The 13,411-nt window shown below is 42.4% G+C and carries 13 protein-coding genes; 4 read left to right on the top strand and 9 right to left on the bottom strand.

Annotated elements, in window-relative coordinates; translation table 11 throughout:
- Positions 1 to 118: 118 nt before the first annotated feature.
- Positions 119 to 820: an SIMPL domain-containing protein gene (locus H9629_RS02550; RefSeq protein ID WP_191730477.1), complete on the top strand. Its 702-nt coding sequence runs from the start codon at positions 119 to 121 to the stop codon at positions 818 to 820.
- A 164-nt stretch (positions 821 to 984) separates the two neighbouring features.
- Positions 985 to 1,581: a phosphatase PAP2 family protein gene (locus tag H9629_RS02545; RefSeq protein WP_144724504.1), complete on the top strand. Its 597-nt coding sequence runs from the start codon at positions 985 to 987 to the stop codon at positions 1,579 to 1,581.
- A gap of 67 nt (positions 1,582 to 1,648) precedes the next feature.
- Here H9629_RS02545 and proB read toward each other — a convergent pair whose 3' ends face one another.
- From proB to H9629_RS02525, 4 genes are all read right to left on the bottom strand, one after another.
- Entirely contained in the window at positions 1,649 to 2,782 is a 1,134-nt protein-coding gene (gene proB / locus H9629_RS02540; RefSeq protein WP_064101396.1) for a glutamate 5-kinase, read from the bottom strand.
- Positions 2,783 to 2,809: 27 nt separating this feature from the next.
- Positions 2,810 to 4,027 (bottom strand): Obg family GTPase CgtA, encoded by a 1,218-nt coding sequence (gene cgtA / locus H9629_RS02535; RefSeq protein ID WP_064095497.1) that lies wholly within the window; start codon positions 4,025 to 4,027, stop codon positions 2,810 to 2,812.
- A 162-nt stretch (positions 4,028 to 4,189) separates the two neighbouring features.
- Positions 4,190 to 4,735, bottom strand: coding sequence for a hypothetical protein (locus H9629_RS15315; protein WP_225215694.1), 546 nt, complete (start codon positions 4,733 to 4,735; stop codon positions 4,190 to 4,192).
- A 59-nt stretch (positions 4,736 to 4,794) separates the two neighbouring features.
- Positions 4,795 to 5,169 (bottom strand): winged helix-turn-helix transcriptional regulator, encoded by a 375-nt coding sequence (locus H9629_RS02525; RefSeq protein ID WP_064095498.1) that lies wholly within the window; start codon positions 5,167 to 5,169, stop codon positions 4,795 to 4,797.
- A gap of 102 nt (positions 5,170 to 5,271) precedes the next feature.
- On the opposite strand from H9629_RS02525, the gene H9629_RS02520 reads away from it, so the two are divergent.
- The gene (locus tag H9629_RS02520; RefSeq protein WP_064101397.1) at positions 5,272 to 6,132 is read left to right on the top strand and encodes an SDR family oxidoreductase; all 861 of its coding nucleotides are present in this window, start codon (positions 5,272 to 5,274) and stop codon (positions 6,130 to 6,132) included.
- Positions 6,133 to 6,186: 54 nt separating this feature from the next.
- Here H9629_RS02520 and H9629_RS02515 read toward each other — a convergent pair whose 3' ends face one another.
- From H9629_RS02515 to uvrB, 4 genes are all read right to left on the bottom strand, one after another.
- Positions 6,187 to 7,644, bottom strand: a complete 1,458-nt coding sequence (locus H9629_RS02515; RefSeq protein ID WP_064095500.1) for a glyceraldehyde-3-phosphate dehydrogenase — start codon at positions 7,642 to 7,644, stop codon at positions 6,187 to 6,189.
- Between the two features lie 251 nt (positions 7,645 to 7,895).
- Positions 7,896 to 8,828 (bottom strand): EamA family transporter RarD, encoded by a 933-nt coding sequence (rarD, locus tag H9629_RS02510; protein ID WP_191730476.1) that lies wholly within the window; start codon positions 8,826 to 8,828, stop codon positions 7,896 to 7,898.
- Between the two features lie 160 nt (positions 8,829 to 8,988).
- Positions 8,989 to 9,576 carry a lipocalin family protein gene (locus H9629_RS02505; protein ID WP_064101399.1) on the bottom strand — a complete coding sequence of 196 codons (588 nt, stop codon included), beginning with the start codon at positions 9,574 to 9,576 and terminating at the stop codon, positions 8,989 to 8,991.
- A gap of 144 nt (positions 9,577 to 9,720) precedes the next feature.
- Positions 9,721 to 11,742 carry an excinuclease ABC subunit UvrB gene (gene uvrB, locus H9629_RS02500; protein WP_191730475.1) on the bottom strand — a complete coding sequence of 674 codons (2,022 nt, stop codon included), beginning with the start codon at positions 11,740 to 11,742 and terminating at the stop codon, positions 9,721 to 9,723.
- 365 nt (positions 11,743 to 12,107) lie between these two features.
- Here uvrB and H9629_RS02495 point away from each other — a divergent pair, with 365 nt between their 5' ends.
- The gene (locus H9629_RS02495; RefSeq protein ID WP_191730474.1) at positions 12,108 to 12,896 is read left to right on the top strand and encodes an A1S_2505 family phage non-structural protein; all 789 of its coding nucleotides are present in this window, start codon (positions 12,108 to 12,110) and stop codon (positions 12,894 to 12,896) included.
- 290 nt (positions 12,897 to 13,186) lie between these two features.
- Here H9629_RS02495 and H9629_RS02490 read toward each other — a convergent pair whose 3' ends face one another.
- The gene (locus H9629_RS02490) at positions 13,187 to 13,366 is read right to left on the bottom strand and encodes a hypothetical protein (protein WP_064095505.1); all 180 of its coding nucleotides are present in this window, start codon (positions 13,364 to 13,366) and stop codon (positions 13,187 to 13,189) included.
- Between the last annotated feature and the right edge of the window lie 45 nt (positions 13,367 to 13,411).

The raw sequence follows: 13,411 nt of genomic DNA, 5'->3' as shown, positions 1-13,411 counted from the left end.
TAAAATGAAAGAAAAATTAACACTCTTACCACAAATATTTCGTAAAAAGATCACAATTGAGAATTAATATTTCTTTAACGGCTTAGATGGCCAATTTTAAGAATAACAGGACAATTTCATGCGTCTCTTAGCACTTACCAGTTTTATCCTTGCCAGCACACTCGCCACAGGCGCATTTGCAGCTCCTGCCGAATCCATGAATTATAATATTGTTAATCTTTCAGCAGAGGCCAGTCGTGAAATTTCAAATGATGAAATGCATGCCGTACTTTATATTGAAAAATCCAACAAACAGCCGGCTGAACTGGCCACCCAAATCAACCAGCTCATGAGTCAGGCGATTGCTACAGCACGCAAATATCCTACTGTGAAAATCGAAACAGGTACACAAAGTACTTACCCTATTTATGACAATGATAACCGTAAATTAAAAGAGTGGCGTGGTCGTGCCCAGATTCGCCTAGAATCAAAAGATTTTAAAGCGGCTTCGCAGCTCATTGCAGAATTGCAGCAAAATTTCCAGACCGAGTCAATTAATTTCAAGGTATCAGATGAAAAGCGCAAAAAAGTTGAAAGTGAACTGATGATTGAAGCGACTAAAAACTTCCAGCAACGCGCCCAAGCACTCACCCAGACCTGGAACAAACCGGGTTATCAACTGGTAAACTTGAACATCAATACCAATAACTATGCACCACAGCCCGTACCGCGTATGGCCATGATGAAATCAGCTTCGTCTGATATGGTTCCAGAGCAGGCCGTTGCGGCAGGTGAATCGCAAATGACTGTTAGTGCCAATGGCTCGATTCAGTTTAAATAAAACTTCATTATATTATTCGTATTTTTAAGAACCACCCTTTTGGGTGGTTTTTTATCATGTGAATATTCTTTAAAAAGCGAAGCTACAAATTCATACAAACTCGGGTAGGAATTGAGGTTTGACCGGTTTACAGTAACGGACATTTGCACCAGCCCTTTCTACTCATGTCTCTTGATCAACTGAACCTTTCCCTGTTTCATCTTCTTAATGTACCTGATCAAGCCTCGATCTGGATGATCAACTATGCCTCCCTGATTGCGCACGATCTGGTTTATCTTTTTCTGCTGATTTTTGCTATTGCCTGGTTCCGTGGCAGTTACGAAGTAAAAACAGGGATTATCAAAGCCTTCATCTTTACAGCTATTACCTTATTAATGAGTGAAGTATTGTCTACGGTACTCAATACCCCACGCCCGTTTGTGATGGATGTTGGTCGCACCCTGCTTGAACATGCGCCGACTGGTTCTTTTCCCAGCAACCATATGAGTATTTTTAGCGGGATTGCCTTCGCCTATTATTTTTCACCGCAGCGAGACTTGGGACGAATTCTAATCTGGACCGCTTGGCTGGTAGCGTGGTCGCGTGTTTATGTCGGTGTACATTTTCCGATTGATATGCTGGGTGCATTCCTGATGGCAATAACAGTAAATTTAGCTGGATTACCATTGTGGTGGAAATATCAGGATAAACTCATGCGCTTTATTTTAAATATTCATCTATCGCTGTTTGCGCCATTGATCCGGATGGGGTGGATTAAATAAGCTTCAATGACAAAAATCCCGCTCGAAGGCGGGATTTTGTGTATCTCTTAACTTAAATCCGAATAACTTAGTAGATTGCCATATGATTGCGATGAATCATCTCTAAAGAACGTGCTTCACCTAAAACCTGATGAACCTTATCTGAGGCCAAACCTTTAACGATTTCCGCAGAACGCGAACTAAAATTGACACGCCCTACAGCAATGCGATGACCTTGTCGATCGACACATTCCACCACATCGCCACGTTCGAAGTGCCCTTCAACTGCTTTTACACCGACAGGCAACAAGCTGCGATGATTGTCTTTGATAGCTTTCACTGCACCATCATCAATCACCAACCGACCTGCAGTCTGCAGGTGTGCTGCCAACCATTGCTGGTGCGCGGTCATACGGTCTTTGTCAGTCACAAACAAAGTTCCCAACATCTCGCCCGCCATCAGACGTGATAGAACACCATCACTGTCACCGCTTGCAATTAAGGTTGGACAACCCGATTTTGCCGCCAGACGTGCAGCACGAACTTTGGTCAGCATACCGCCACGACCAAATTTACCTCCCCCACCTGCCATATCAAACAGGCTTTCATCCATCGCACGTACGGTATGAAACAGTTTGGCATCCGGATTAGACCGTGGATCTGAGTCAAACATTCCTTCCTGATCCGTTAAGATAATCAGAAGATCTGCATGTACCTGACCAGCCACCATGGCAGCAAGTGTGTCGTTATCACCAAAACGGATTTCGTCAGTAGAAACCGTGTCATTCTCATTGATCACCGGAATCACACGCCATTCAATCAGGTGCTGCAAGGCATCACATGAGTTGAGATAGCGACGACGATCTGCCAGATCATCATGAGTCAATAGTACTTGAGCAGTTTGAATCTTGTGTTTCTCAAGTACGCTTGACCAAGTATGAATCAGGCCCATCTGACCGATGGCAGCACAAGCCTGAAGACTGGGTAGATCGGTGGGTCGATTCTCAAGTTTCATTCGCACCATACCTTCAGCCACAGCACCGGAAGACACCAGAATAATCTCGTGTCCTGCATTGTGTAGATTTGCGATTTGTCCCGCCCAGTGCGAGATGGCATCTAAATCTAGACCTTGTCCGTTTGCTGTGAGTAAAGATGATCCGATTTTAACAACGATTCGTTTACAACCCTTGAGCTGACGTTGCCCATCTACCACTTCTATCATCTTGTCCTCAGACTCTTCTCTCAGAGATTAGCGTACGTAGTACACTTCCACATCACTATCATCATCGCCATCTTCATCATCTTCGTCATCGCCTAGAATACCGGCAAGACGTTGCTGACGACGCATCTCACGATACGCTTCTTTTGCAGCGATGGTTTGTTCACGTGTTTCAGCTTCAAGCTGATCACGGAATGCTTTCATTTCTGCTGCATATTCTGGATCTTCAGTTTCGCGTTCACGCTGCTCTTCGATCTGATCCATCAGGTAGTAAACTACGTCTTTGGTGCCTTCAGCCGTTAAGCCAGAAGTTTCAAAAACCGGCCCTTCCCACTGCAATTCTTCAAGAATATGAGTACACCATTCTTCACGTGTTTCCTCAGCCAACTGATCGACTTTGTTCAGCACCAATACGATCGGTAGTTTTGAAAGCGTTGGGGAGAAGTTTTTTAGCTCTTTCATAATTGCTTTGGCATTATGTGCCGGATCTGAGCCATCAATCGGTTGTACATCAACGATGTGCAACAGGATACGGGTACGCGCCAAGTGCTTCAGGAAGCGAATCCCAAGACCTGCACCTTCAGATGCGCCTTCGATCAGACCTGGAATATCCGCCATCACGAATGAACGATGACTGTCGGCATCGACCACACCCAGGTTTGGCACCATAGTAGTAAATGGATAATCTGCCACTTTTGGTTTTGCAGCCGAGACTGCACGAATGAAGGTTGACTTACCCGCATTTGGCATACCCAGCAAGCCGACATCGGCCAGAACTTTAAGCTCTAGACGGATTTCACGGAATTCACCTTTTTGACCATGCGTACACTTACGTGGTGAACGGTTGGTCGATGATTTAAAGTGGGTATTACCTAAACCACCCTCACCGCCTGCCGCAACTTTCACGCGTTGACCATCTTCGATCAAGTCGCCAATAATGTCACCAGACTCTACATCTACAATTGTTGTTCCTACCGGAACTTTTAATACGGTATCTTCACCGCCACGACCAGCACAGTTCGCCCCACGGCCATTTTTTGCTCGTTCTGCACGGAATTTACGTGTATAACGATAATCAACTAGCGTACTGGTGTCGTCGTCAGCCTGAATATAAATGCTGCCGCCACGACCACCATCACCACCATCTGGACCACCAAATGGTACGAATTTTTCACGGCGAAAACTGGCTACGCCATTGCCACCGTCGCCAGCCTCTACGGTAATGACTGCTTCATCAACAAAGCGCATATTGCCAATCCTCTAAAAACTTTAAAACCCCATATTCTGCCATATTTTAAAGAATTTCTCGACTATATTTATGACACAATCAATGAAGATCGTTCACCTTGCTCTGAATTTTATTCAACAAGTCTGATTTCCTTGTTTTGAAAATTAAAAATTATATAATTCTTACTTATATAAGGTGTAATTAATAAGTTGCTCTAGTATAGGATCAAATCCTATCTGAGATTTTTTAACCGTTTCTCTAGCATATTTATTAGAATTCTTGTGTAAAATATCCCAATACTCAACATTACGTTCTTGCGTCTGCTGATTAAAAATTTTAGTGATTTTATACAAATTTTCATTTTTCAAATATTCATTTAAAAGAATAATAGATTTCTTGATTTGTATTCTTAAATCATGAAATTCATTAACATTTTTCTGACTCTTTTCGAAGCTGATATTGCTTACACAAACACCGCTAAATATTTCATTATTAAGTGCTCTTAATTCCAATATGTCAGTGGTTATATCTTTAGCTAAGATCGCTACAACCTCACTCCCTTTCTGCTCTCGCCAACTGTTATATGTCATCAATACTGCAACAGGTGCAAAGATCGCTGCAGACCAAAGCAAGAGATTGGTTGCTAAAGTAATATCAACTTTTAAAAGTTTAAAGATTGCATAAATCGCAATGCATAAAACTAAAATGATCGCGTACACTGCAAACAAAGTAGCAACCAGATTTTCTGACTTATTCCTGTCCTTGCTCACCCCAGAAGCAATTCAGCCTATTTTGCTACGCGCGCTTTATTCTCCACAATATCTGGCAGACTTTTCTCAATCCAGCCAATTAAGTACATAATTTTTTCAGCTGCTTGTGAACCGGTAATCGTCAACTGATATTCTACTTTCGGCGGCACGACCGGATAAACAGTTCTTAAAATAAAACCATCCTGCTCCAGCATTTTTAAAGTCTGGGAGAGCATCTTTTCACTCACCCCTTCGATTCGCTGTTTCAACTCGCTAAAACGATGCACCCCTTCACTGAGACAGCGCAAAACTAAAACAGACCACTTATTGGCGATATGCTCTAATATTTCTCGAGAAGGGCAATCAGTAGATAAAACTTGCCCCAATAATTTACTGGTTTCATAAGCAGACATAAAAATCTTCCCTTCTAGTAATAAGCTTACTTTTTAATATGGGCTTAAATTGAGTAAGTTATCAGATTAATATTTATTCATCAAAAAAAGCGAGAATAAAAAATGAAAATTGCAATTACTGGCGCAACGGGTCATCTCGGTCATCTGGTTATTCAACACCTACTTCATCAAACATCTGCAAACAATATAGTTGCCTTAGTGCGTAATGTAGAAAAAGCTGAATCATTTCAAAACCAAGGAATCGAAGTCCGCCATTTTGATTATGATCAAATCGAATCTCTTCAACCTGCCCTTCAGGGAGTCGATAAATTACTTTTAATCTCTGCCAGTGAAATTGGTCGACGGACCCCGCAGCACAAAGCGGTAATCGATGCTGCTGTTGCGGCTAAAGTTCCCTATATCGCCTATACCAGTTTATTGCGTGCAGATACCTCCCGGCTTAGTCTTGCACAGGAACATCGTGAAACAGAACAATTTATCCATGATAGTGGCCTAAAATATACCTTATTAAGAAACAACTGGTATATCGAGAACTACCTAGCCAACATTCAACACACGATTGACTCAGGTATTTTCTATGGTGCGGCTCAGGATGCCCTTATCAGCGCTGCTCCACGTGAGGATTATGCAGAAGCTGCAGCAAACGTCCTGCTTGGTTCAGATCATGACAATAGAACATATGAATTGGCGAGTTCTAAAGCATTTACTTTTGACACTTTGACCAAAACGATTTCTGAAATTAGCTCGAAAACTGTCATTTATAAGAACTTGAGTGCTGAAAACTACAAACAAATGCTTCTACAGGCAGGACTACCTGAAAGCTTAGCTGAGACAATGGTGGAGGCAGATGTTGAAGCAACTCGTGGTGCATTTTTCAGTGAGAGTAAAGATTTAGAAAATTTACTGAAGCGTCCTACCACTCCAATTGAAACGACAGTTAAATCTTCACTTACCTCTTTTTGATCACGTATAAAAAAAAGAGCCTCAAATGAGGCTCTTTTTTTAGCTAAAAACTAATTATGCATTAGTCTCAGCAGGAATTTTAGGATAGCTTACGCCGCCCATCTGTTCAGCAATACGAAGTACCTGACAGCTATAACCTACTTCATTATCGTACCAAACGTAGCAAGTTAAACGGTTACCTGAAGTGATAGTCGCTTGCGCGTCAAATACACCTGCAGTACGTGAACCGATAAAGTCAGAAGATACCACTTCAGTTGAGTTGGTATAGCCGATTTGACCTTGCAGGCTAGATCCGATTGAAATCTGACGAATGTATTCGTTCACTTCATCACGATCAACATCCTGACCCAAGGTAAGGTTAAGAATCGCCAATGATACGTTTGGTGTAGGTACACGTACAGAGTTACCTGTCAGTTTACCTTGAAGAGCTGGAAGCGCCTTAGCAACTGCTTTCGCTGCACCAGTTTCAGTAATGACCATGTTCAGTGTAGCAGCACGGCCACGACGGTCAGCTTTATGATAGTTGTCGATCAGGTTCTGGTCGTTCGTGAACGAGTGAACTGTTTCAACATGACCATTAATCACTGTGTATTTGTCGTTTAACACTTTTAATGTTGGAGTGATCGCATTTGTAGTACAGCTTGCTGCAGAGATGATTTTGTCTTCATCCAGAATGTCAGCCTGGTTCACACCAAATACCACATTCTTCATGTCACCTTTACCCGGTGCAGTCAGAATAACACGGGCAGCGCCTGGACATTTCAGATGCTGAGCAAGGCCTTCCGCATCACGCCATTTACCTGTATTGTCGATAACTAGCGCATTTTCGATACCATATGCAGTGTAGTCTACTTCAGATGGGCTTGATGCATAGATCACTTTGATGAACTGACCGTTAGCAATAATTGCTTCGTTTTCTTCATCAACAGAAATCGTACCCGCGAATGGACCGTGGATTGAATCACGACGCAATAAAGACGCACGTTTTTCGAGGTCACCATCAGACGATTTACGAACGACAATTGCTTTCAGGTTCAAGCCACGGCCTAGACCTGACTGGCTGATCATCAAACGTGCAAGGATACGACCAATACGACCGAAACCGTAAAGAACCACATCTCTACCTTCAACAGAAGTTGGATTGCCTTCAAGAGATTTCACAGCGTCAGCAACGAATGCGTTAACATCACCACCTTTTGCTTTGAACTCAACAGCAAGTTTGCCTAGATCGACTTCAGCAGTACCGATGTTGTCAATTTTCGCCAATGCTTCAAGGATTGGGAAAGTGTCTACAACAGAAAGTTCAACGTCTAGTACGCGAGTACGGCGGTGTGCTTTCAGAATCTGAATCACAGAACGGTTAATTAAAGAGCGACCATAAACTGTAGCTACAATATTTTTTTCACGATATAACTGACCCACAAGGGCAATCATACGTTCCGCAAGTTCTTCACGGTTTTTCCAGCGACCTTGGTGCTCTGCATGTAGGGCAACGATAGTGTCTTTGCTCACAGATACGTCCTCTAATTAATTGTAAATCTAGGCATAAATTTCTAAACCCGACAATTGTAATGGAATTGGCGGCAAGTTTGAATCAAAAGCTCATTATGACGGGCAGTTTTTAACGTATATTCACTATAAATTTTAAAAATAATTGTAATTAGCTGAATGATTTTGCATCCAAAAATTTTAAAGATAGCTGTTTTTTAATCACAAGCATAAATTTGTTAAATGTTGTTTATTCATGCGATCTCTTCTTAATTTTAAGATTGAAGTCGATCTTTATAGTTTTCCAGATTTTTCTTAAGGGCCAATTGCTGTTTACGTTGTCTAAGTAAATGCAAGATTCCTTCCACCACCAGCACAAAGACAGCCAACCAGATTGGGATATAAGTCAACCATTCACCTGATTCCACGCGCTCACCAAGTGCCATTGAAGCAAAAGCCAGCAATACCGGTTCCAGATAGCTCAATAGCCCAAAAATCACAAAAGGCAAATATCGACTGGCCAAGATATAACTGCCTAAACCGAGCGCACTTAAAAAGCCTAATCCAAGCACTGCCAATATCAAGTGATAATGACTGAATATTAATGGCAAAGAGTTGCTATAAATAAAGCCAAGATAAAACGCAACAGGCAAAATCAGAAATAAATCCCACCAGAATCCACCCAGGTGATCGGTAGCGAATTTACGCCGCATAAAGAAGTAAATTGGGTAAGCTAAAGCAACATAGACTGTTTCCCATGCGATTGAACCAATTCGCCAGATTTCATGCCCTACTCCCAATACTGCCAATGCAACAGCGGCCATCTGGAAAGATGATAATTTTTCTTTGTAGAGCACACAGCCGAATAACACCATTACCAGAGGCAGGAGAAAATAGCCGAGCGAAACTTCGAGACCACGCCCATTAATAGGCCCCCATAAAAACAACCACAATTGTGTGGTACATAACAGCGAACTAATCAGCAACCAGATCAAAAATGAAGGCTGTCGTAATACCCGCTTAAAGATACTGCTGATATGTTTCAGGTCCCCTGACCACCACATAAATGCAGTCAGAAATGGCAAGGTCGCCAGCATACGCCAGGCAAAGGTCTGTTCACTGTCTAAAGGCTGTAAAAAGGGCGTAAATATATAGAGCACTCCAAAAACCACGGAGGCCAATACAGATAACGCAATGCCTTTATACATAGTCAAACTCTACTTTGATTCGTTTGCATTATAGCGACTAGCATAATAGAAAGCTTGATAATTCACTTATATAAAAAGGTCTCCATTTAAAATTAGATATTATGTTTTCACACAGCATAAAAAACCATGCCTAAGCATGGTTTACATAAAAACGCTAAACTTATCTTTGAGTTTGCTTGGTATAAATCACATCACTCAGGTCATAGCCCACCGACTGTGCATATTGCAAATATTCATTCACTACGTTTTTATCAAGTTGTGGATTACGTGAAAGTATCCACATGTATTTACGTTTAGGCTCGCCCACCAGAACAGTCTGATAGTTCTCATCCAGTTTTAAAACCCAGTAATCACCACGGGCGACCGGAATCCAGCGAATAAAGTCTGGCAAGAAACTGACTTTCAACTTGGTATTCTGTGGTGGATTCTGCACAAATGCCTCACCCAGTGATTGGGTTTGTCCACCATCTTTTTTAATGCAGCGGTTATCCACCACAATATTGCCATTTTCATTTAAAGTATAAGTCGCTGTGACGTCACGATCACACTTATTTTGAAAGTACAGCGGTTTGCGTGCTACTTCGTACCATGTCCCCAAATAACGGTCCAGTTCAACTTTCTCAATGGTCGGTAATGGCTCGTCTTTCGCATAAGCCATAGTAGCGGCGCCCAAACCGAGAAGAACCGCGCTACCCACCGCAATTTTTGCCAGCTTTAATCCGGTACGTGAAGATTTTTGAGTTGTCATAAAGATACCTATTGCATGTTCACAAAATATTTATTTAAAAAATTCTGTTCCTACAATAGCTTTATCACAGCCCTTAATTTGTTACATTGTGTTTGCTTTGTGATTGATTTTACATCATTTAAATATAATTAAATACTAAACCACTCAATCAAACATCTGGGCTTTCAAGCGTAAAATTTCATCACGCATACGTGCGGCCTGCTCAAATTGCAGCTCTTTGGAAGCTTTCAGCATCTCTTTTTCCAGTTTGTTAATATGTTTCGCAAACAGTTTCGGATCTGCCATGATATGTCGCTCATCGGCACTGATCGCCCGTGCCTGATCTGATACGTGTAATTCAATGGATTCATCATCCAATATTTCACCCGTATCAATTTCCTTGATCACCTGACGCACTGCACTACGTGGCGTAATACCATGCTCTTCATTAAACTGAATCTGCTTGGCACGACGACGGTCCGTTTCATCAATCGCTTTCTGCATTGAATCAGTAATACGGTCAGCATACAGAATCGCCTTACCTTTCAGGTTACGCGCAGCGCGGCCAATGGTCTGAATGAGAGAGCGCTCAGAACGCAAAAATCCTTCTTTATCTGCATCCAGAATCGCCACTAATGATACTTCCGGCATATCCAGACCTTCACGCAACAGGTTAATTCCGACAAGCACGTCATGAACCCCAGTACGCAGCTCATGAATGATTTTTACCCGTTCAACAGTATCGATATCCGAGTGTAAATAGGCGACCTTAATCCCATATTCTTTCAAATACGAAGTCAAATCTTCGGCCATGCGCTTGGTCAAGGTTGTGACCAGTACCCGCTCATTAATATCTTTACGCAAATTAATTTCTGAAAGCACATCATCGACCTGTGTCAAAACTGGACGAATTTCAATTTCCGGATCGATCAGACCGGTCGGACGTACCACCTGTTCGACAATCTGCTGGGATTTTTCCAGCTCGTAACGTGCGGGCGTTGCGCTGACATAAACAGTCGTCGGCACAATCCGTTCCCATTCCTCAAATTTCATCGGCCGGTTATCCAGCGCGCTTGGCAAACGGAACCCGTAATTCACCAGATTTTCTTTACGCGAATGGTCACCCTTATACATGGCGCCAATCTGCGGCACCGTCACATGTGACTCATCAATAATCAGCAAGGCATCATCAGGAATATAATCGAACAAGGTCGGTGGCGCTTCACCCGCAGGACGGCCCGACAAATGCCGTGAATAGTTTTCAATGCCGTTGGTATAACCCAGTTGCTGCATCATTTCCAGATCATAGCGTGTGCGCTGCTCGATGCGCTGGGCTTCCAGCAGTTTGTCATTTTCCCGGAAGAACACCAGGCGCTCTTTAAGTTCTTCCCGAATGGTTTCGATGGCACGGGACAAATTGTCTTTTGGCGTCACATAGTGGCTTTTAGGATAAATGGTTACGCGAGGTACTTTACGAACCATTTTCCCCGTCAGCGGATCAAACCAGCGAATAGAGTCAACTTCATCATCAAACAGTTCAATCCGGATCGCATCCTGATCGGATTCAGCCGGAAAAATATCAATAATTTCGCCGCGAATACGATAAGTACCGCGCAGGAATTCCAGTTCGTTACGCGAATACTGCATTTCAACCAGACGGCGAATAATATCATCACGGCCAATGCGGTCACCTTCCACCACATGCAACAACATGCTCATATAGGCATTCGGATCACCCAAACCATAAATCGCAGATACCGATGCGACAATAATCGCATCACGACGCTCTAGGAGTGAACGGGTTGCGGAAAGGCGCATCTGGTCAATATGGTCATTAATTGCGGCATCTTTCTCGATAAAAGTATCTGAAGATGGCACATAGGCTTCCGGCTGATAATAATCATAATAACTGACAAAATACTCAACGGCGTTATTGGGGAAGAACGCTTTAAATTCGCCGTAAAGCTGCGCAGCCAAAGTTTTGTTATGCGCCATGACTATGGTCGGACGCTGGGTCTGTGCAATGACATTGGCCATGGTATAGGTTTTACCAGACCCGGTAACCCCCAGTAAAAGCTGATCATGAAAACCCTGTTCAATGCCTTTGACAAGTTTTTCAATGGCCTGTGGCTGATCGCCTGCTGGTTGATAACTGGTCACTAATTCAAAGGGCTTTTTATCACTCATAGCTTTCGCTGACTTCGCTGCGGATATAGATTTGATTTATTATGAGGGTAAATTGGAATTACTCAATCCCTGCTTAGGTTTCTGTTTGGTAAAATAAAACAATATTACTATTCATTATTTGTTAGCACTTTAATCGCCATCTGGTTTGAAAAATCATCAAAAAAATATACATTTACAAAGCGAATAAATATAGTACAGACCATGTATTTTTAGCCAGCAGCTTTATTTGGGCGTACTCTGCATCATATTTTGGCGCATGGGTGGAATACTGACTTATCTGTTTGGATAGTGCTGCAGAATAATGCCTTGACCCCTCTTCATTTCACGGGCAACATGAAGATCAGGATGGCCTAGAATAGACAATTATGACTTACCACTATCACGATGAAAGTATTGTTAAATCCCTTCCAGAAAATACCGTTTTTGTGTTTGGCAGCAACCTTGCTGGCCAGCATGGTGGTGGAGCAGCTAGAACGGCACTTGAGCATTTTGGCGCAGTCAGGGGCGTCGGTCGTGGCTGGGCGGGTCAAAGCTATGCCATTCCCACCATGAACGAGCATTTGCAACAAATGCCGCTCTCACAAATCCAGCACTATATTGATGACTTTAAGATTTACACCAAAAACCATCCTAAAAATAAATATTTTATTACTTCCATAGGCTGCGGGATCGCAGGTTATAAGGTCGAGGAAATTGCACCGATGTTCAAAGGCATCTCGCGCAATGTCATTTTCCCGCAATCTTTCCGTCCTTTTGTCGAAAAACCCTTGCCCAAATTAACCGCAAATTTCTTGCATACCATTTTCCGTGATTCGGTCATTTTAACTCCGGCCAGTGATGAGCTGATTGAAGAACTGCCTTTGACTGAAAATGAAAAAAGTCTGGCAAGGATTATTTTAAATACTCAGATCTACCCGACCGACAGCAATGGACGGGAACGTGTTTTTGAAATTGAAGATATCCTGCATAACCTGAATACCAAGCTGGTCGATTTTCAAAGCCAGAAAGAAGGTGCCATGTTGTTTGGAGGCGTGATTTTAGCGCTACTGGAACTTTATAATATTAACGAGAAAGATTTTATTGATGTCTGGCAAGGTGAGCGAGAAATTGCTCCACCCAAACCGGAAAATAAAGCACGTAAAAGTATTCGTTAAGTGGCCACAGTACTCCTTTTAAAAAAGCCAATGTCTGAATTGGCTTTTTTTTAGCTACTCAAATACTGAATATGAAATAGATCAGGTCTGGATTTTGTTTCGTTTGGTATTTAGAAAGCTTAAATATTTCGTTTGCTTTATTAAGAATAAAACTGAAAGAGATTTGGATCATCCGGTTTTTTACTTTTTCATGCTCAGGAAGCTGCAAAAATGAAATACAGATCACCACTCCCGCTAAAAACTTCCACAAAAAAAGCCATGATTTATCATAGCTTTTTGAGTGGGATCAATTAGCGTTTGCCCATTGAACGGCGAGTACCACGTGGCGGCATCCAGGTACGGTCAGCATAGCGCTGCGGTCTTGGTCTTAAATCTTCTAGAACTTCTTCGGCAGCATTTTGCTCTGCTTGTTTAATAGGGAAAGGTAAATTGACCAGGGGCTTTTTTTTGGGAGTCGTTTGGGTGCTCATATGATTCACTCAATAATATATAGAACTATTGTACAAAAAAACTCA

Source organism: Acinetobacter pecorum, assembly GCF_014837015.1.
Taxonomy (GTDB): domain Bacteria; phylum Pseudomonadota; class Gammaproteobacteria; order Pseudomonadales; family Moraxellaceae; genus Acinetobacter; species Acinetobacter pecorum.
Note: the sequence above shows the minus strand (reverse complement) of the source record. Positions and strands in the feature narration are given on the sequence as shown.

Coding starts and splice junctions, on each gene's coding strand:
- rarD (WP_191730476.1), bottom strand. CDS start 8,828: ATGTATAAAGGCATTGCGTTATCTGTATTGGCCTCCGTGGTTTTTGGA.
- H9629_RS02490 (WP_064095505.1), bottom strand. CDS start 13,366: ATGAGCACCCAAACGACTCCCAAAAAAAAGCCCCTGGTCAATTTACCT.
- H9629_RS02545 (WP_144724504.1), top strand. CDS start 985: ATGTCTCTTGATCAACTGAACCTTTCCCTGTTTCATCTTCTTAATGTA.
- H9629_RS02550 (WP_191730477.1), top strand. CDS start 119: ATGCGTCTCTTAGCACTTACCAGTTTTATCCTTGCCAGCACACTCGCC.
- H9629_RS02525 (WP_064095498.1), bottom strand. CDS start 5,169: ATGTCTGCTTATGAAACCAGTAAATTATTGGGGCAAGTTTTATCTACT.
- H9629_RS02520 (WP_064101397.1), top strand. CDS start 5,272: ATGAAAATTGCAATTACTGGCGCAACGGGTCATCTCGGTCATCTGGTT.
- H9629_RS02495 (WP_191730474.1), top strand. CDS start 12,108: ATGACTTACCACTATCACGATGAAAGTATTGTTAAATCCCTTCCAGAA.
- cgtA (WP_064095497.1), bottom strand. CDS start 4,027: ATGCGCTTTGTTGATGAAGCAGTCATTACCGTAGAGGCTGGCGACGGT.
- uvrB (WP_191730475.1), bottom strand. CDS start 11,742: ATGAGTGATAAAAAGCCCTTTGAATTAGTGACCAGTTATCAACCAGCA.
- proB (WP_064101396.1), bottom strand. CDS start 2,782: ATGATAGAAGTGGTAGATGGGCAACGTCAGCTCAAGGGTTGTAAACGA.
- H9629_RS02505 (WP_064101399.1), bottom strand. CDS start 9,576: ATGACAACTCAAAAATCTTCACGTACCGGATTAAAGCTGGCAAAAATT.